Origin of the sequence: Micromonospora sp. RTP1Z1 (assembly GCF_033804685.1) — a bacterium.
In the GTDB taxonomy this organism is placed as follows: Bacteria; Actinomycetota; Actinomycetes; order Mycobacteriales; family Micromonosporaceae; genus Micromonospora.
Window position 1 is genome coordinate 15,797 of sequence record NZ_JAPFQV010000038.1, and the last position, 17,020, is coordinate 32,816.

General features: G+C 73.1%; 19 protein-coding genes and 2 pseudogenes. 8 read left to right on the plus strand and 13 right to left on the minus strand.

What is annotated here, in order from left to right:
- Nucleotides 1-66: 66 nt before the first annotated feature.
- A complete protein-coding gene (locus tag SLP03_RS19405) occupies nt 67-459 on the minus strand; it encodes a MarR family winged helix-turn-helix transcriptional regulator (protein ID WP_319462024.1) in 393 nt (130 codons plus the stop codon).
- A 68-nt stretch (nt 460-527) separates the two neighbouring features.
- Here SLP03_RS19405 and SLP03_RS19410 point away from each other — a divergent pair, with 68 nt between their 5' ends.
- On the plus strand, nt 528-1,763 hold the full coding sequence (locus SLP03_RS19410; RefSeq protein ID WP_319462025.1) for an MFS transporter: 1,236 nt from the start codon (nt 528-530) through the stop codon (nt 1,761-1,763).
- Between the two features lie 3 nt (nt 1,764-1,766).
- Here SLP03_RS19410 and SLP03_RS19415 read toward each other — a convergent pair whose 3' ends face one another.
- Both SLP03_RS19415 and SLP03_RS19420 read right to left on the minus strand, forming a co-directional pair.
- Nucleotides 1,767-2,156: a cupin domain-containing protein gene (locus tag SLP03_RS19415; RefSeq protein WP_319462026.1), complete on the minus strand. Its 390-nt coding sequence runs from the start codon at nt 2,154-2,156 to the stop codon at nt 1,767-1,769.
- A gap of 27 nt (nt 2,157-2,183) precedes the next feature.
- Nucleotides 2,184-2,669, minus strand: coding sequence for a GNAT family N-acetyltransferase (locus SLP03_RS19420; protein WP_319462027.1), 486 nt, complete (start codon nt 2,667-2,669; stop codon nt 2,184-2,186).
- A gap of 122 nt (nt 2,670-2,791) precedes the next feature.
- Between SLP03_RS19420 and SLP03_RS19425 the strand changes: the two genes are divergently transcribed.
- Together SLP03_RS19425 and SLP03_RS19430 are read left to right on the plus strand one after the other, a co-directional pair.
- Nucleotides 2,792-4,342, plus strand: a complete 1,551-nt coding sequence (locus SLP03_RS19425; RefSeq protein ID WP_319462028.1) for a glycosyltransferase family 39 protein — start codon at nt 2,792-2,794, stop codon at nt 4,340-4,342.
- A gap of 58 nt (nt 4,343-4,400) precedes the next feature.
- Nucleotides 4,401-5,315 carry a TIGR04222 domain-containing membrane protein gene (locus SLP03_RS19430; RefSeq protein ID WP_319462029.1) on the plus strand — a complete coding sequence of 305 codons (915 nt, stop codon included), beginning with the start codon at nt 4,401-4,403 and terminating at the stop codon, nt 5,313-5,315.
- Between the two features lie 73 nt (nt 5,316-5,388).
- Here the strand turns inward: SLP03_RS19430 and SLP03_RS19435 are convergent, their stop codons facing one another.
- Entirely contained in the window at nt 5,389-6,417 is a 1,029-nt protein-coding gene (locus tag SLP03_RS19435; RefSeq protein WP_319462030.1) for an aldo/keto reductase, read from the minus strand.
- Nucleotides 6,418-6,567: 150 nt separating this feature from the next.
- On the opposite strand from SLP03_RS19435, the gene SLP03_RS19440 reads away from it, so the two are divergent.
- Nucleotides 6,568-8,028, plus strand: a complete 1,461-nt coding sequence (locus tag SLP03_RS19440; RefSeq protein ID WP_319462031.1) for a hypothetical protein — start codon at nt 6,568-6,570, stop codon at nt 8,026-8,028.
- A gap of 80 nt (nt 8,029-8,108) precedes the next feature.
- On the opposite strand, the pseudogene SLP03_RS31690 reads toward SLP03_RS19440, so the two are convergent.
- A pseudogene (locus tag SLP03_RS31690) lies at nt 8,109-8,435 on the minus strand (enolase C-terminal domain-like protein); the annotation flags it as partial.
- A 118-nt stretch (nt 8,436-8,553) separates the two neighbouring features.
- Here SLP03_RS31690 and SLP03_RS19450 point away from each other — a divergent pair.
- Nucleotides 8,554-9,012 (plus strand): HNH endonuclease, encoded by a 459-nt coding sequence (locus SLP03_RS19450; RefSeq protein ID WP_319462033.1) that lies wholly within the window; start codon nt 8,554-8,556, stop codon nt 9,010-9,012.
- A 68-nt stretch (nt 9,013-9,080) separates the two neighbouring features.
- Here the strand turns inward: SLP03_RS19450 and SLP03_RS19455 are convergent, their stop codons facing one another.
- The 4 genes from SLP03_RS19455 to SLP03_RS19470 form a co-directional block, all read right to left on the minus strand.
- Entirely contained in the window at nt 9,081-9,308 is a 228-nt protein-coding gene (locus tag SLP03_RS19455) for a hypothetical protein (protein WP_319462034.1), read from the minus strand.
- A 151-nt stretch (nt 9,309-9,459) separates the two neighbouring features.
- Entirely contained in the window at nt 9,460-10,545 is a 1,086-nt protein-coding gene (locus tag SLP03_RS19460) for an ice-binding family protein (protein WP_319462035.1), read from the minus strand.
- Between the two features lie 364 nt (nt 10,546-10,909).
- Nucleotides 10,910-11,686: a Sir2 family NAD-dependent protein deacetylase gene (locus SLP03_RS19465; protein WP_319462036.1), complete on the minus strand. Its 777-nt coding sequence runs from the start codon at nt 11,684-11,686 to the stop codon at nt 10,910-10,912.
- A gap of 171 nt (nt 11,687-11,857) precedes the next feature.
- Nucleotides 11,858-12,661 (minus strand): DUF1062 domain-containing protein, encoded by an 804-nt coding sequence (locus SLP03_RS19470; protein ID WP_319462037.1) that lies wholly within the window; start codon nt 12,659-12,661, stop codon nt 11,858-11,860.
- Between the two features lie 217 nt (nt 12,662-12,878).
- On the opposite strand from SLP03_RS19470, the gene SLP03_RS19475 reads away from it, so the two are divergent.
- Nucleotides 12,879-13,655 (plus strand): maleylpyruvate isomerase family mycothiol-dependent enzyme, encoded by a 777-nt coding sequence (locus SLP03_RS19475; protein ID WP_319462038.1) that lies wholly within the window; start codon nt 12,879-12,881, stop codon nt 13,653-13,655.
- Between the two features lie 68 nt (nt 13,656-13,723).
- On the opposite strand, the gene SLP03_RS19480 is transcribed toward SLP03_RS19475, so the two are convergent.
- Nucleotides 13,724-14,008: a hypothetical protein gene (locus tag SLP03_RS19480; RefSeq protein ID WP_319462039.1), complete on the minus strand. Its 285-nt coding sequence runs from the start codon at nt 14,006-14,008 to the stop codon at nt 13,724-13,726.
- The gene (locus tag SLP03_RS19485; RefSeq protein ID WP_319462040.1) at nt 14,005-14,277 is read right to left on the minus strand and encodes a pyridoxamine 5'-phosphate oxidase family protein; all 273 of its coding nucleotides are present in this window, start codon (nt 14,275-14,277) and stop codon (nt 14,005-14,007) included. The genes SLP03_RS19480 and SLP03_RS19485 overlap by 4 nt, the downstream gene beginning before the upstream one ends.
- A 73-nt stretch (nt 14,278-14,350) precedes the next feature.
- Here SLP03_RS19485 and SLP03_RS19490 point away from each other — a divergent pair, with 73 nt between their 5' ends.
- The gene (locus SLP03_RS19490) at nt 14,351-14,671 is read left to right on the plus strand and encodes a hypothetical protein (RefSeq protein WP_161557820.1); all 321 of its coding nucleotides are present in this window, start codon (nt 14,351-14,353) and stop codon (nt 14,669-14,671) included.
- Nucleotides 14,672-14,857: 186 nt separating this feature from the next.
- On the opposite strand, the gene SLP03_RS19495 is transcribed toward SLP03_RS19490, so the two are convergent.
- Entirely contained in the window at nt 14,858-15,478 is a 621-nt protein-coding gene (locus tag SLP03_RS19495) for a recombinase family protein (protein ID WP_319462041.1), read from the minus strand.
- Nucleotides 15,479-15,853: 375 nt separating this feature from the next.
- Here SLP03_RS19495 and SLP03_RS19500 point away from each other — a divergent pair, with 375 nt between their 5' ends.
- Nucleotides 15,854-16,420, plus strand: coding sequence for a maleylpyruvate isomerase N-terminal domain-containing protein (locus SLP03_RS19500; protein ID WP_413644556.1), 567 nt, complete (start codon nt 15,854-15,856; stop codon nt 16,418-16,420).
- Nucleotides 16,421-16,787: 367 nt separating this feature from the next.
- On the opposite strand, the pseudogene SLP03_RS19505 reads toward SLP03_RS19500, so the two are convergent.
- A pseudogene (locus tag SLP03_RS19505) lies at nt 16,788-16,979 on the minus strand (DUF1992 domain-containing protein); the annotation flags it as partial.
- Between the last annotated feature and the right edge of the window lie 41 nt (nt 16,980-17,020).

Below are 17,020 nucleotides of genomic sequence, written 5' to 3' on the forward strand. Positions count from 1 at the left end.
GCGGCGCAGCAGGTCCGACAGCAGCCGCCGCTCGTCCGGTTCCAGCGCGCCGAGCAGGCGGTGTTCCTAGCCGCCGACGACGTCCATCGCGCGCAGCCAGGCGGCACGGCCGGCATCGGTCAGCTCCACGTCGACCCGGCGCCGGTCGACGGTGGAGGGGCTCCGGCGAACGAAGTCCCGTCGCAGCAGCCCGTCCACGCGGGCGGTGATCGAGGCGGGCGCCATGCCGAGGTCGGCGGCGATCTCCGACGGCGCGGCCCGACCGCCTCGCCCGGCCAGGGCGTGCAGCGTGCCGAACTCCTTCTCCTGCAGGTCGAGGTCGGCCAGCGCCCGGTCCTTGACCGCGCGGAGATGGCGGGTGAGGAACGACATCCGGGTGACCGCGCCCTCGACGTCCGGGTCCAGGTCGGGCAGGACGGGCAGCCAGCGCTGGATGTGCAGGTCTACGCGGTCGGTCACCGCATCATCGTACGTCGACGCCGAAATATTCGTTGACGAAATATTAGGCGTCGAATTACCTTTGGGTAGTGACCCACCCCCTCCGGCTGCGCTCCTTCCGGCTGCTCTTCCTCGGCCGTACCGTCTCCGCCGTCGGCGACGCGGTGGTGCCCACCGCGCTGGCCCTCGCCGTGCTCCGGGCCACCGGCTCCACCGCCGCCCTGGCCCTCGTCCTCGGCTGCGCGCTGCTCCCCCGACTGCTCCTGCTGCCCCTCGGCGGCGTGGTGGCCGACCGGTTCGACGCCCGCCGCGTCGCCATCGGCACCGACCTGGCGCGCTGCGCCGCCCAACTGGTCGTCGGCGCCGAACTGCTCGGCGGCACCCCGGCGCTCACCCACGTCGCGGTGGCCGCCGCGCTCGGCGGCGTGGCCTCCGCCTTCGCCATGCCCACCGCCTCGCCGCTGGTCGCCGGCACCGTCGAGGCCGCCGACCGGCAGCGCGCCAACGCGCTGATGGGCGTCACCGCCAACGCCAGCCGGCTGCTCGGCCCCGCCCTGGCCGGACTGCTGATCTGGACCGTCGGCCCCGGCTGGGCGTTCATCCTGGACGCGCTCTCGTTCGTCCTCAGCGCCCTGCTGCTGTCGGTCATCCGCGTCCGCCACGTCCCCGTGCCACGCCGGTCCATCCGGACCGACCTGGCACTCGGCTGGCGGGAGGTCCGCTCCCGCGACTGGTTCTGGAGCAGCCTGCTCGCCCACGGCGTCTGGAACGGCGCCGCCGCGGTGCTGCTCACCCTCGGGCCGGTGGTCGCGGTGGACCGCCTCGGCGGGGAGGGCGTCTGGGTGCTGCTGCAGCAGGGCGGCGCCGTCGGCATGCTCGCCGGGTCGCTGCTGGCCGCCCGGGCCCGACCCCGCCGTCCGGTGCTGGTGGCCAACCTCGGTCTCGCCACGTACGCGGCGCCGCTGCTCCTGCTGGCCATCTCCGCGCCCGCCGGCGTGGTCATCGCCGCCTACTGCGTCGCGCTGGCCGCCCTGGGCTTCCTCAACCCGGTCTGGGAGACCGTGGTGCAGGGCCACTTCCCGCCACAGGTGCTCGCCCGGGTCACCTCGTACGACTGGCTGGTATCGCTGGGCGCCATGCCACTCGGCTACGCCCTCGCCCCGCTCGCGGCCCGGGCGTGGGGCCCGCCGGTGCCACTCGCCGTCGCCGGGGCGCTGGTCGCGCTCGCCTGCGCCGGCACCGCCGCCGTCCCCGCGGTACGCCGGCTGGGCTGGCCGGTGACCGCCATGCCGGCCCCGGCGGAGCAGGTCCCGGCGGGGCGCTGACCGTCAGAGGGCGTGCCCGGTGGTGGCGTCCACGTGGTCGGGGACCGCCTCGTGCCGGTCCCCGACGCTGGACGTGCAGGACGGCTCGAACATCAGGATCGACGCGCCGTCCGGCGCGAAGGGTCGATGCTCGACCCCGCGCGGCACCACGAACACGGCGCCGCGCGGCAGCACCACCTCCCGTTCGCCCGCCCCGTCGCGCAGCGCGACGCGCAGCTCCCCGTCGAGCACCAGGAAGAACTCGTCGGTGTGGTCGTGGGTATGCCAGACGTGCTCCCCGGCAACCTTGGCGATCCGGACGTCGTAGTCGTTGACCGTCGTGACGATGCGCGGGCTCCACAGCTGGTCGAATCCCGCCAGGGCGGCGGCCAGCTCGATCGGCTCATCTCTCATGCGCTCATCGTCGCCCACCGGCGCCGTTCACAGGGGACGGTGCATCACGTGCAGGCCCACCCGCCCCAGGGTGGGATGCGCGAAGGCCTCCGGCACCGTGCCGATCACCGTGAAGCCGAGCTGCCGGTACAGCCGCACCGCCGCCTCGTTGGCCTCCACCACCGCGTTGAACTGCATCGCCGAGTACCCCTGCCGCCGCGCCCAGTCCAGGGCGTACTCGCACAGGGCCCCGCCGACGCCGCGGCCGCGGGCGGCGGACGCGACCATGAAGCTGGCGGTGGCGACGTGCGAACCGGGGCCCGGCTTGTTCGGTCCCATCTTGGCGGTGCCCAGGAACTTCCCGTCCTCCTCCGCCACCACCGTGTGGCCGGGCGGCCGTTCCACCCAGACGTCGCGGCAGATCTCCGAGGTCCAGCTCGGGTCGTACGGGAAAGTCTCCTGAGCGGTGACGACGTCCTCGACGATCGGCCAGAGCGGCTCCCAGTCGGCTGCGGTGAAATCCCGGATGCGCATTGGGCGCACGCTATCCGGACCGCCGGTTCGGCGGCGACCCCGGCCGGCGTGTGCCCGAACCGTGACCGCCAGCGGGGTCCGCGGGCACCCGCGCCGTGGCGCCGCCGGGCCATGATGGGCGGGTGGCCGAACCCGTCACCGACCTCGACCGCCCCGCCGGCTCGACACCGCCCCCGGCGGACGGGCCGCCGCCGCCCGGCCCCCGCACCGCCGGGCCGTGGCTGGTCGGCGGCGCCGTCACCACCCTCCTGCTGCTGGTCGCCGACCGGTACGGCTACCACCGTGACGAGCTGTACTTCCTGCTCTGTGGACGACACCTCGACTGGGGGTACGTCGACCAGGGGCCCCTCGTCCCGGCCCTGGCCCGGCTGATGGACACGATCGCGCCGGGCAACCTGGTCGTGCTGCGTACCCCGTCGGCGCTGATCGCCGGCGCGGCGGTCGTGCTGGTCGCGGCGACCGCACGGGAGTTCGGCGCGGGCCGGGGCGGGCAGGTGTTCGCGGCATTCCTGGCCGCCGTCGCGGGGATCGTGCTCGCCGCCGGTCACCTGCTCAGCACCACCACCGTCGACCTGCTGGTCTGGCTGGTCGCGGCGTGGTGCGCGGTGCGGATGCTGCGCACCGGCGACAGTCGGTGGGCGCTCGGCATCGGCCTGGTGCTCGGCATCGGGATGCTCAACAAGCTGCTGCCCGTCCTGCTGGCCGTCGGTCTGCTGGCCGGGGTGGCGATCGCCGGGCCGCGCCGCCTGCTGCGCGACCGGTGGGTGCTCGCCGCCGCCGGGGTCGCCGCGCTGCTCGCCGCGCCCAACCTGATCTGGCAGGCCGCGCACGGGTTCCCCCAGCTGTCGGTGGCCTCCTCGATCGCCGAGGGGGACAGCTCCTACAGCGGCCGGCTCGACGCCGTCGTGCTCCAGCTCCTCATCATCAGCCCGTACGCGGTGCCGATCTGGATCGCCGGGCTGGTCACGCTGCTGCGGCGACCGGCCTGGCGGGCGTACCGGGCGCTGGGCTGGGCGTGGCTCGTGGTGTTCGGCATCGTCCTGCTCGCCGGCGGGAAGGGCTACTACGACGCCCCGCTGTTGCTGGTACTCACCGCCGCCGGCGCGGTCGTGACCGCCGAGTGGGCCCGCCGCGGCGCCCGCCGGCCCCGGCGGGCCGTGCTCGCCGCCGGTGGCGGGGTGGCGGTGGCGGCCAGTGCGGTGCTGCTGCTGCCCACCCTGCCGGCGGACCGGCTGCCCGGCTTCGTCGTCGACGTCAACTACGACTCCGGCGAGACCATCGGCTGGCCGGCGTTCGCCGACTCGGTCGCCGCCGTCCACCGCGCACTGCCGCCGGAGCAGCGGCAGCGCGCGATCATCCTCACCGGCAACTACGGCGAGGCGGGCGCGCTGGCCCGGTACGGCCCGGCCCGCGATCTGCCGCGGGCGTACTCGGGGCACAACAGCATGGCCGGGTTCGGTCGCCCGCCCCAGGACGCCGACGTGGTGATCGCCGTCGGCTGGGAGCGCCCGGAACAGTTGCGGGACTGGTTCGTCGAGGTCACCGAGGCCGGCCGGGTGGACCAGCGGGTGGACGTGGACAACGACGAGAACGGTCTGCCGATCTTCGTCTGCCGGGGGCTGCGGCGCCCGTGGTCGCAGCTGTGGGCCACCGAGGTACCGCACGCGGGGTGAGCAGGGCTCACATCACACTGCCGTGATCCCCGGCCGGCGGCGATCCATACTTGTCGCCATGCTCTGGGGCGTCAGCGGTCCACTCTTCCTCCTCGACTACGTGGCGGCGGTCGCCGGGGCGCTGGCCGTCGCCCTGTCGATCAGGTCGCTGACCGGCTGGCGTACCCGGGGGGAGCTGACCACCGTCGAGCTGGCGTACCTCACCGACCGGGCCGGGCTGGCCTGCCAGGTCGGCATGGCGGCGCTGCGCCGGGCCGGCGCGGTACGCCGGGGCGAGCTGTCGACGCTGTCGGTCGACGGTCCACCCCCGGCCGGCTCGGCCCCCCTGGTTCGAGCGCTGCACGCCGCGCTGCGCCGGCCGCAGACCTGGGCGGCCGTGCTCGCCGACCCCGCGGTGGGCCGGGCCCTGCGGCGGCTGGTCGGCCGGCTGGTCCGCGACGGCTGGCTGCTGACCCCGGCGCAGCGCCGCCGCATCGCGGTCGGCACCCTGCCGCTGTTCGCCGTGGCCGCCGTCGGGGTGACCCGGCTGGTCGACAGCGCGGTAGAGGGACGTACCGCCGGCGGACCCGCGTCCGTGGCCGGCCTCCTGCTGTGCTGCCTGGCCACGGCGTTGGCCGGCTGGTGGCTGTGCGAGGTGCCCGAGACCGGGCGGCCGCCCGGCGGCTGCTGCGCCGGCGGCGCCGCGCCCACGCCGAGCTGGCCCCGGAGCGCCGCCCGGCGTGGAGCGAGCGCGGCACGGACGAACTGCTCACCGGGATGGCGCTGTTCGGACCCCGGCCGCTGCTCGCGGTCGATCCCCGGTTCGCGGAGCTGGTCGGCGTCGACGCTGACCGCACCCGGCCGGCCGCCCAGCCCGCGGCCAGGCGCCGCTGATCCGGTAGCCGTCCGCCCACGGTTCGGGCAGCGGACGATCGCGTCCGGGCAGGTCGAGGCGCGCACGGCTGGCACGACATGCACCTGCACGCCCGCCTGAGCACCGACGGTTGACCGCCCGCCGGGCGGACGGCTTCCCGCAGTCGCAGGCCGCCGAGCCACCCGAGCCGGTGTCACGTCCCGGGCAGGTCGCGGCCGCGTTGCCGCACGCCCGGACCGCCGTACGGGTAGTCCGCCACGGGCGGGGCGCTCGCCTCGTCCAGCAGTCGGGTCTCCTCGGCATCGAGGCTCAGGTCGGCGGCGGTGAGGTTGTCGTCGAGCTGCTCGGTGGTGCGGGCGCCGAGGACCACCGAGGTCACCGCCGGCCGGTCCGCCAGCCAGGCCAGGGCCACCGCCGACATCGATACGCCCCGCTGCTGCGCCACCTGGCGGACCGCGTCGAGCACCCGCCAGGTGCGCTCCTGGGCGTTGCGCCCCGCGTACGCCTCGACTCCCCGCTCCGGGTCCTCGCCGAGCCGGGTGGCGCCGGTGGGCGGGCTGTCCCGCCGGTACTTGCCCGTCAGCCAGCCGCCGCCCAGCGGTGACCAGGGCAGGATGCCGATGCTCTCGTTCTCGCAGACCGGCACCAGCTCGAACTCGATCTCCCGGACCAGCAGGTTGTACTGCGGTTGCAGGGTCACGATCGGGGTGAGGTGCAGGTGCTGGGCCAGCAGGGCGGCCTTCTGCAACTGCCAGCCGGTGAAGTTGCTGACCCCGGCATAGTGGATCTTGCCGGCCCGGACCGCGTCGTCGAAGAAGCGCAGCGTCTCCGGCAGCGGGGTCAGCGGATCCCACGCGTGCGCCTGGTACAGGTCGACGGCCTCGACGCCGAGCCGGCGCAGGCTGGCGTCGAGCGCCCGGGTCAGGTGCACCCGGGACAACCCGGCGTCGTTGCCGCCGGGACCCATCGGGAACCGGCCCTTGGTGGCGATCACCACCCGGTCCCGCATGTCCGGGCGGTCGCGCAGCCAGCGTCCGACGATCTCCTCGGACCCGCCGGTGGAGTAGACGTCGGCGGTGTCGATGAAGGTGCCGCCGGCCTCCACGAACCGGTCGAGCTGGGCGAAGCTGCCCGCCTCGTCGGTTTCCGCGCCGAAGGTCATCGTGCCCAGACAGAGGTTCGACACCACCGTTCCGGTGCCGCCGAGGGTGCGGTAACGCATGGTTTCCTTCCGGTCGTCGACGCCGACCCGCCGATCCTGCCACCACCGCCATGGAGCCGCAGCGGGACGTGACGCTGCACGTCACGACCGGATGCGGCAGAGTGGCACCGGCGTCCGCGTACGGGCGCGAAGACGAGGAGGGCAGTGGCCGTGGACCGTACGACCGGGGTGGTGTTCCCCGCCGCAGACGGCACGCGCAGCACGACCGCGCTCGGCCGCGCGGTCGTCGCCGACGCCCTGCGCACCGTCGACCCGGTCGGCGCGCGCTCGGCCGAACACGAGACCAACTGGCGGCACGGCTACCTCGGACACTTCCGTCGCCTGGTCGAGGCCGGGTTGCTCTCCCGCGAGGCGGCGGTGACCGTCGCCCGCGACGGGCTCGCCTCCCTGCACGCCCGGATGCGGGTGGTCCCGGACGGCGGCCCGGAGATCGCGCTGGACGAGGTCTTCACCGCCCCCACCGGGCCGCCGTTGCATACGGTCACCGTCACCGGCACCGGCGCGGCCGAGCGGGAACTGTCCCTGCCGTACCGGGGGCAGCGGCTGCGCGGCGACGACCTGCGTCGCCGGCTCGACGCCTGGGTCGCCGCCGGCGTCATCGAACCGACCTGCGCCGAGGCGGTACGCGCCGTCATCGCCAACCCGGACTGGCTCGACCTGCGCGACCAGCGCATCGTGGTGCTCGGGGCGGGCGCGGAGATGGGTCCGTTGCCGTCGGTGCTGCGCTGGGGTGGTGACGTCGTCGCGGTCGACCTGCCGCGTCCGGAGATCTGGCGGCGGGTGCTGCGCACCGCCCACCGGTACGCCGGACGGCTGCACCTGCCGGTGCGACCCGGCACCGCCGACGACGACCAGGCGCTCGCCGCCGGCGCCGGCGCGGACCTGCTGCACCGCCTCCCGCAGGCGGCCGAGTGGCTGCTCGGCCTCGACGGCCGACTCGTGCTGGGCAACTACGTCTACGCCGACGGGGCGACCAACGTGCGGGTCGCCATGGCCGTCGACGCGCTCACCCGGCACCTCCAGCAGGATCGCGTCGACGTGGCACTGGCGTTCCTCGCCACCCCCACCGACGTGTTCGCCGTGCCCGCCGAGGCGGTCCGCCACGCCGAACGGGGCTACGCCGCCCGCGGCGTCGGCCACCGGTCCCTGCGGGTGCTCTCCGGCGGTCGGCTGCTGCACCGCAACTACCCGCCCGACGCCGACCCGGGGATCAACGACAGCCTGGTGCCGCAGCAGGGCCCGAACTACGCCCTCGCGAAGCGGTTGCAGCGGTGGCGGGCGACGGTGGCGCGGGAGGCCGGGACGACCGTGTCGTTCACGGTGGCGCCGCCGACGCGTACCCGGTCGGTGCTGCGCAACCGGGCGCTCGCCGCCGCGTACGCCGGCGCGCACCGGTTCGGCATCGAGGTGTTCGAACCCGCCACCAGCAACACCTTGATGGCGGCGCTGCTGGTGCACGACCTGCGCACCGGCGGCGGTCCGGCGCACGCGCACCCGTGGCAGGACGAGGCGTACGCCGCGGCGCACGGCGGACTGTGGCGGCTGCCGTACGCCCCGCGCAGCGCCCTCGGCCTCGCCGTCCTGCTCGGCCTCGGGGCTACGCGCGGCTGACCGGCCGACCGGGCGGCGCTGTCCTCGGCGAGCGCGCAGAGCCGGCGCGACAGGGTCAGGCCGCCGCTGCGCTGCACCTTCGCGATGGCGACGTCCACCGCGTCCAACTTGACGAAGGTGGCCAGGTCGCTGGGGTGGCGCAGGCTCTCGTCGAGTGCGACCGGTACGGGCGACGCCTCCCGCAGCCGCCGCAGCCCGGCGATGTCGTTGGCGGGCAACGGCTGCTCGAACGTGGTGACGTCGAGGTCGGCCAGGCGGCGGGCCACCCGCAGGGCGGCGTCGACGATGTACCCCTGGTTGGCGTCCACCCACAGCGCGGCATCCGGCGTCGCCTCCCGGACCGCTCGCACCACGGCCACGTCCTCGGCCGTGTCCGTGGCCGCCGACCTCGCGCGGGCTCGACGCACCCCCGCAGTCGTCCCACCGGCGACACCCTGGTCGTACGCGACTCGACCGGCCCCGCTCCGCAACTCCCCGCCAGCGGCTGAACCCGCCGGCGGACGTCAGGCCGCATACAGTGACGCGATGCTGTCGAGGGTGCAGGGCCTGTCCCGACATTTCACCGAGGAGAGCCTGCGCTCCCACCTGCTCGACCGCTCGGAGCGCCGCGACGACGGCTGCCTGATCGTGCGCGGGTACGGCTCCCGCCGCGGCGTCCACCAGAAGGTCTCCGGACGGGCCTGGGCGCACATCGCCGCGTACGCGGCCTTCGTCGGCGGCTACGACCCCGCCCTGGACGTCGACCAGCGCTGCGGCGTCAAGGACTGCATCGAGCCCACCCACCTGCGTCAGGTGAGCCGGGCGGAGAACTGCCGTGACCGGCGGCGCAACGACGAGTGCCGCAACGGACACGACCGGGAGATCGACGAGGCGACCGGGCGGTACCGACGGGTGTGCCGCGCCTGTAACCGCGAGGCGCAGCGGCGGTGGCGCGACCGGCAGTCCGCCGAGGTGGCCCGGGCGCGGGCCACGTTCGGCCGCTAGCGATCAAATATCCTGCATCGCGAGCCAAGTGAGCGCCAGGCCGTTGAAGGCCGTTGTCCGAGCCTTCGCTAGGCGGCAACTGATAGTTCGTTGTAGCCGTCGGCTGGATCTTGGCCGAAGAGGTGCTGGATTGCGGCCATGATTTCGTCGGTGACGGCGCGTCGGATCTGGCCGCTACTGCCGGATGGCTGCACGCAGCCGTTCACCACGGTGGCGCCGAGCCCGAGCGCGCCGAGGTCCCAACCGTCCACCCCGGCCGCCGGCTGCGCCAGCGACGAACTGCTGCCTGACAACAAGCAGCGAACGCGACCGGGGCATCGTGTCTTGATGCAATCACACCCGAGCCGGGGTCATCGGCACGGCACGGTGACGGGGGCGGCGTCCTCATGCGACGCCGCCCCCGGCAGAACGATCAATCGTTGACAGCCCCCGGCCGGGCCCCGGGTGCTACGAGACCGGCAATTCGGGCAGGGTCGGAGCGGCCGGCGGAGGCGCCGTCAGCTCCGGCACGGCGGGAGCGGCGGGCGGAGGCGCCGTCTGCTCCGGCACGGCGGGAGCGGCGGGCGGAGGCGCCGTCTGCTCCGGCACGGCGGGAGCGGGCACACCCGTCTCCGGCGCCGTCGTACCAGGCGCCGTCGTACCAGGCGCCGTCGTACCAGGCGTGACCGGTGCTGGCGTCGTCGGGCGCGGCGTCGTCGCGGTCGGCCCTGGCGTCGTCGGGCTCACTGTCTGCGACGGGGTCGGGGTCGTGGGGCTTGCCGGCGCCGTCGGCGGCCGAGTCGGTGCACCCGCTGCCGCACATTCGGATCGGCTGACCGCGTTGGTGTCCAGGGTGACGGAACCGTCACGGCTGAGGGCGCCGCCCTGCTCGATCTTCGCAGCGGATTGGAGCGTGATCCCGTTGACGGCCATGATTCGGCCGACGAAGGACGTGTTGGTGCCCAGGGTGGCGGAGTCGCCGACCGTCCAGAAGACGCCGCAGGCGGGTCTCGGCGAATTGACCACCCGTACGTTGCTGTTCTGCGCGGTGGTCAGCCCGGAGCCCAGCTGGAAGATGAAGACGGCGCTGGGGTTGCCCTTGGCGTCCAGGGTGAGCGTCCCGGCCAGGCTGGCGTTCTCCGCGGCCTTGTACACGCCGGGGGTGAGCGTTTGTCCCTCGAGATGAGGCCCGATGGTCCGGCTCGAGGTTCGTCCGGCGGCATCGTTGTAGGCGACCGTCAGGTCGGACTGTGCCCGCTCCGCCACGGCGTCACCGGCGTGTCGCTGGCCGTTGATGACTCCCGGTGGAAATCCCGAGATCTCCGTGCCCGGGTGCACCCCCACGTCCCCGGTGATGACCGAGTTTCCGTTGTTGGTGATGGCACCGTCGGCGAGCACGGCATAGGAGGTCGCCGTCGCCAGGTCGACCGGGGGCTCCACCTTGGCCGCGGAGAGTGCGGGTGCCAACCCGGCGAGGACCAGGCTTGACCCGAAGAAGGCCGACCGGGCAAGGCGAAGACCCTCGCCGGCGCTATGTGCGAAGTGGATAGGCATGGCTGGTATCCGTTCACGGTGACGATGGTGGCAACGCGAAACGTGGTTTCGCGGCGGCCGGTCCGCGCCTACCGCCTCCCCGCCGGCCGCGGGCGCAAACCTGCCGTTGCCGGCAAACCAGGCCCTTCGGGAGCTGGGCAGCGTCGCGGGGTCGCCCTGGTGGGGCGCCGATGCCACTGGCCGGCCCGATGCACCATCCTGATTCCTTACGCCAAAGAACTGTCATTATGATGCACCGGCTTTATGACCGCTTTTGTCCGATCAGCTTGATGGATTGTTATTACTGGTAATCCGTTAATCGGAGAAATGGGTGGCCCGGGGGCGGTCGGTGGCTTCGTCGTACGGCACGCGCCTTGTGTACGGGTCAAGGCCCGCCGCGATGCCGGGGGTCGGCTACCGGATCGCGGCGGTTGGCGGCCAGGGCGGCGACGATCCGGGGCAGGATCGCGCCGATCGGCTCCCGCAGCACCTCGTCGGCGAGGTGGTCGTAGGGCGTCTCGTCCCGGTTGACGATCACCAGGCGGGCGCCGGCCGCGACCGCCACCGCACAGAGCGACGCGGCAGGCTCCACCAGCAGCGAGCTGCCCACGGCGAGCAGGAGCTGTGACGCGGCGGCGATCTGCCGCGCCTGGGACAGCACCCGGTCATCCAGGTACTCGCCGAAGAGCACCACGGCCAGCTTCAGGACCGCGCCACAGTCGTCACACCTCGGATCGGTCTCCCCCGCGCGGACCCGGGTCAGGGTCCGCGCGGTCGGCGTCCGCGCGCCGCACCCCGTGCAGACCACCTCATGCATGGTGCCGTGCAGCTCGAGCACCTTGCGGACCGCCGAGCCGGCCCGCTGGTGCAGACCGTCGACGTTCTGGGTGAGTATCCGGACCGCCACACTCGACCGCTCCAGCTCGACCGTGGCACGGTGGGCGGCGTTCGGCTCGGCGAGCCAGGCGGGGTGATCGGCGTAGGTGCGCCAGAACCGCGCCCGGGCCGCCGGATCGGCCATGAACCGGTCGTACGTGAAGGCTTCCGCCGCGGCGGGGTCGCGGGTCCACACCCCGTTCGGGCCGCGGTAGTCCGGCACGCCCGAGTCGGTGGAGATCCGGGGCGGGAGTAGTCGCTCAGGCGAGATGTCGCGGACAGCCAAGCGGAGGTCTTTGAAGCACGGGATTCGCACGCAGGCATGTCCGTGCGGGCGAAGGCCGGCACATTCAAGTGAGCCGCCGCACGCTGGGCCGGCCCGCCGACCGCGACGGCCGGCGGGCCGGATGGTACGGGCCGCCCCACGGCGCAGGTCATCGCGCCGTGGGGTGGCACCTCATGCCCGCTCGGGTGACAGCGGTGGGGCGGTGACGACCAGGAAGGTGAAGTCCTCGCGGGCCTTGGCGTCGATGGGCAGGGGCAGGCGGATGCGCCCGGAGTCGACCATGCCTCGCACGGCGGGACGGCTCAGGCCGAACCCGGCGGTGAGCAGCTTCTCGACCCGGATGGGTGCCGGGAGCTCGAACCTGATGATGACCTCGAGTGGCGCGGCATCCTCGCGCTGGAGGTCGTAGAACGGTATGTCGGTGTCCAGCTGCCAGGTGCCGGTCCAGTCGAGCTGGTAGGCGGCCTTGTGGGCGAGCGTCGCGTCCATGGTCAGCTGTCGCACCATGGCCGGATCGTTGTTCTCGAACATCAGTAGCCGCTCGTTGTCCAGCGCCCGCACGTTGATGCGCTCGTGGACGGGGATTTTCGACGTGCGGCCGCACAGGTCGCAGCAGATCAGCAGCCACACGTCGAGCAGCTTGTGGTTCGCGTTGACCCGGATCTTGCCGGTGGGACGGTGCCGCGTGGACCTGCATGACACGCAGGTTTTGACGATGGTGGGCAGTCCGAGCTCGCTGACCACCCACAGCGCTTTGCGGTCGATGCCGGGTCCGCGACCGTGGGCCGGCACGCGGATATGGCGGGAACTATTCATGGCTTCGGCGATTCCAAGGTCTAGGCAGGAGGCGCCCGGCAGCGCGATGGCGCGCCGGGGGGTGCCTCCCGGATCCAGTGGCGGGCAGCCGGCGTCTCGGCGGGGAGCACGCCGGCTGGCGCGACGTCGCAGATCACGTCGCGTGAAGGAAGCCCGCACCGGTCACGCGGTGCGGGCTTCGAGTGGCACGGCGGACGGAGACGGGGAGGTGACTCGAACCCGTCTTCATTGCGCACGTGCGCCACTGGTCACTGATCCATGCGCGTCAGCATGGTCAACCCGTGGGCCGCCGGGCAACGGATTTTCCGCGTGGCCCCGCCGCCGGGGGTGGGGAAATCCGCTGTCGGTTGTCGGAGGGGGGTGGTACAAAGCCGCGGTGGAAAAGACTCTGGAGTTCGCTGACCTGTTGCGGCTGATGGACGAACGATCGACCGCTTTCCGGGCGGCGGTCGCCGCGGCACCCAGCCTCGACGTGCGGGTGCCGACCTGCCCCGAGTGGACGTTGTTCGACCTGGTGCAGCACCTGGGCGAGGGGCGCCGCAAGTGGGCCGCCATCGTGGCCGCGGGGCCCGCCGACGCTCCGCCGGCGATGTCCGCCCCGGTGGCGCCCCGGGAGCGCGAGGCCCTGCTGGCCTGGTTCGCCGCGTCGACGGGGGAGCTGCTGGACGCGCTGCGGGAGGCCGGCCCGGATCGTGATTGCTGGACGTGGTGGGGTGATTCGCAGTCGCCGCAGACGACTGGTGCCGTCGCCCGGCACCAGCTCCAGCAGGTCGCCGTGCACACCTACGACGCCCAGGTCGCCGTGGGCGCCCCGCAGCCGCTGCCGGACGAGGTGGCCCTCGACGGTGTCGACGAGTTCCTGACCACCTGCGTCGCGACGACGGCCGCGTGGCCGCACAAGCCCGCGGTCATCGACTACCACGCCACCGAGGGCCGTTCCTGGCGGCTCTGGTTCTCCGCCGACGGCGCCCGGACCGCCCGCCTCCCCACGCCGGTCGCCGGCGAGGGCCCGGAGGTAGCCTATGTCTCCGCCTGGGGCACGGCCAATGAGCTGGTCATGTTCTGCTACGGCCGCATTCCGATGGACTCGCTGCGGCTCGACGGCGACCGGCGCGTCTTCGAGCAGCTGATCGCCTGGGAGCCGGAGGAATAGGACGCGACGACGGATCCACCGCCCTGCGCCGACCTCGGCCTCAGCGCACGGCGGTGGTCCGCGGCCCGTCACTCGTAGCGGTATTTCAGCGAGTCCGCCTCCACCTGTTCGATGTCGGCGATCGTCAGCGCCGGCATCCGCAGCTGGGCCAGCGTCACCTCGGCCGAGGTCGGCTGGGCGTCCGCCGGCAGCCACTGCTCCGGCTTCCAGGCCCCGCCGCGCAGCAGCGCCTTGGGGCAGTGCGGGTAGACCTCCTCGATGCCCAGCACCAGCGCACTGGCCGGTGGCTTGCCCACGGCGGTCAGCTGCGACAGCAGCTCGGGGCGAGTGGAGACGCAGGCCCGGCCATTCACCCTGAGTGTCGTGGTGCGCCCGGGATGACGAACAGCAGCCCGGCCCGCCCGGTGGCGATGACGTTCTGCAGGCTGTCCGGGCGCTTGTTGCCCGTCGCGTCCGGTATCGCCAGCGTCCGCGCGTCCAGGACGGCGACGAACCCGGCGGGGCCGCCGCGCGGGGAGACGTCGCAGTTGCCCTCGGCGTCCACGCTGGCGACCAGGACCAGCGACGAACAGCTGATCAACCGCCGGGTCTGCTCGGTGAGTTCGGTCATCTGCTTACGCACGGCGGCGCGGCATGCGGCTGTGGTGACGGCGGCCGCCGAGCGGCACGGCAGCTACGGGTACGGCAACCCGGTGATGCTGGTGCACGCCGTCACCGCACCGAACGCGGTCATGCGCGTCCTGCCGGTTCTTCCCGAGGCGATGTGGCCGGCAAGTCTCGCCGCGGCCTGGGCGGCAACGGCTGCGGTCACTGCCGCATACGCACCGGCCGAACCGCGCCTGCTACCGCAGCCTCGCCCCGACCTCACCATCGCGGAGCTGGCCGACCGGGCGGTGGCGATCGGCGATCCGCACGCGATCAAATACGCCGACGCGGTCGCCGACGTACTCGCCGCCGCGCCCGACCCGGCGTTGCTCTCGGCGGCAGTACGCAGCGTTGATGAGCTGGCCGATTGACCGTGTCACCCGAGTCCCGCGTGAGGTCTCGTAGCCGAATCTTCATGGTGATGACGTCCACGGCGGCCCGGTACATGTAATCACGTTCGTCGTACCGGGAGCTGCGGCCGCGGGCGGGCTGCTGCGCTACGCGGGGGCGGGAGACGTTGAGGATGCCGTCGACGTCGAGTAGCCAGCCCGGCCGGTTCACCGGGGCCCGCCTCTCGGTGCGGCGGTAGACGCGGTCGCCGTGGTGGGCTGCTCCGCGGTGTCAGTGCGGATGTTGCGGTAGATGGTCATGGGGGTGACGCCGCAGGAAGCGGCGATCTCGGCCATCGTGAACTGCTTCGAGTCGTACATGCGCTGCGCCTTGTTGATCAGGGCGGGGGTCATCTTAGGTTTGCGACCGCCAGTGCGGCCGCGGGCACGGGCAGCGGCCAGGCCAGCGAGTGTGCGTTCCTTGATGAGCGCGGCTTCGTACTCCGCCATCAAGGCGAACATGCCGAAGACGAGCTTGCCATGCGCGGTGGTGGTGTCGACGATCCCGTTGGTCAGCGACTTGACCCCGACGCCGCGGGCGTCGAGGAGGGCGACGATGTCCACCAGGTCACGCAGGCTACGGCCGAGCCGGTCGATCTTCCAGATGATCAGAGTGTCGCCGGGGCGCAGATCGTCCAGGCAGGCCTGCCACTCCGGGCGGTCGGCCTTGGTTCCGGTGGCCACGTCTTTGTAGATCTTGAGGCAGTCCTCGGCGGCGAGAGCATCAAGCTGCAGTTGCGGATCTTGGTCGGCAGTACTGACTCGCGCGTACCCGATCTTGTGTCCCACCGGCGCACTCTATCGGAACTCATTTTCAGTGGGGTGTTGTGATGGCTTGTTTCCGAGATGAGTTTTGGTGGGGTGCGATGCTGGGCCGACATTCGGCGGCGGCCGTCCTGGAGAGGGTCTATCGGAAACGAACCTATATGTGAGATCCCCAGAGCAAGATCATTCTCAGCGCTAACCGCTGTACCGCTCTCAACCCCGGAGATCCCCGCCCCGGTCAGCATCGCCACCCTGGTGACGCCGCGCGCCCACTCCGCCGTCGCATCCATGCGCGTGATGGTAGGAAGCCGGACGTGCGTACCAGCAACGCTTTTCACCGCTCGTGTCCTCAGGTGGCGGACGGCGCCCACTGCCGGCAGAGTCGACGGCATGACGGCACTGACCGGGGCGGACATCCGCGCGGCGGCGGAGGCGATGACCGGGATTCTGGCACCGCTGACCGGGCGGGACTGGTCCGGTCCGGCGGGCGATCTGGAGTGGTCCTGCTGGACCACCGTCGCGCACGTGGCGCACGACCTGCTCGCCTACGCCGGCCAGGTCGCCGGGCGGCCCACCGACGGCTACCTCCCGTATGACCTGCGGGTGCGTTCCGATGCGGCACCGGCTGAGGTGTTGCGGGTCGTCGACGCGTGCGCGCAGCTGCTGGCCGGCGCCGTCGACGGCGCCGAGCCGGACGTCCGGGCCTGGCACTGGGGGCCGACCGACCCGGGCGGCTTCGCCGCGATGGGCGTCGCCGAGATCCTGCTGCACACCCACGACGCCACCCGAGGCCTGGGCGCCGACTGGCAGATGCCCGCCGACCTCAGCGCCGCGGTGGTGCGCCGGCTGTTCCCCGACGCGCCGGCCGGGCGGCCGGCGGAGGTGCTGCTCTGGCTGACCGGTCGCGCGGCTCTCGGCGACCGTCCCCGTCGCACGTCGTGGAGCTGGCGGGCGGCGGTGTCCTGAGCGGTCCGGCGCGCATCGCCGTCCGCATGCCGGCTGACGGGCGCCCTCGGCCGGAGCCGTGCCGACGGCTCAGCTGCGCCGCCAGGGCAGGCGCCAGCGCCGGCGCGGCGGCCTGCGGCTCCACCCCCGTTGCGGCGACCCGCTCGGCCGCCGTCCGTGCCCGGTCGGCCCGCCACCGGCGTACGGTGTCGTCGGCGTTGACCGGGCGCACCGCCACCCGCGGGCCGGTGGGCGTACGCAGCCACGCCACGATCTGCGCGTTCAGGTCGGCGACGAAGGCGCGTACCGACTCCTCGGTGGGCAGGTCCCGCACCTCGTTCGGGAGCTGCTCGACGCGGCGGCGCAGCTGCAGCGGGGTCGGCAGCAGCAGATCGGAGGGCAGCGCCTCGCGCTCCAGGAAGCTCTTGATCCACCACGACTCGTCGTACGGCAGGCCCCGGCCGGGGATCGGCTTGCCCGCCCCGGGCAGGTTGTCGAACTCGCCGCGCTCCTGGGCCGTGCGGATCTGCGCCTCGACCGCCGCCTCCCAGCCAATCGTCACCGCCGTCACCTCCCGCACCCACCGTATCCGCTGTCCGCGCCGGGTTTCAGCGCGCGCGG

Bases quoted from the DNA above. Each gene is read 5' to 3' on its own strand.
- SLP03_RS19415 (WP_319462026.1), bottom strand. From the start codon at position 2,156: ATGAGAGATGAGCCGATCGAGCTGGCCGCCGCCCTGGCGGGATTCGAC.
- SLP03_RS19420 (WP_319462027.1), bottom strand. From the start codon at position 2,669: ATGCGCATCCGGGATTTCACCGCAGCCGACTGGGAGCCGCTCTGGCCG.
- SLP03_RS19430 (WP_319462029.1), top strand. From the start codon at position 4,401: ATGCTCTGGGGCGTCAGCGGTCCACTCTTCCTCCTCGACTACGTGGCG.
- SLP03_RS19435 (WP_319462030.1), bottom strand. From the start codon at position 6,417: ATGCGTTACCGCACCCTCGGCGGCACCGGAACGGTGGTGTCGAACCTC.
- SLP03_RS19450 (WP_319462033.1), top strand. From the start codon at position 8,554: ATGCTGTCGAGGGTGCAGGGCCTGTCCCGACATTTCACCGAGGAGAGC.
- SLP03_RS19460 (WP_319462035.1), bottom strand. From the start codon at position 10,545: ATGCCTATCCACTTCGCACATAGCGCCGGCGAGGGTCTTCGCCTTGCC.
- SLP03_RS19490 (WP_161557820.1), top strand. From the start codon at position 14,351: ATGCTGGTGCACGCCGTCACCGCACCGAACGCGGTCATGCGCGTCCTG.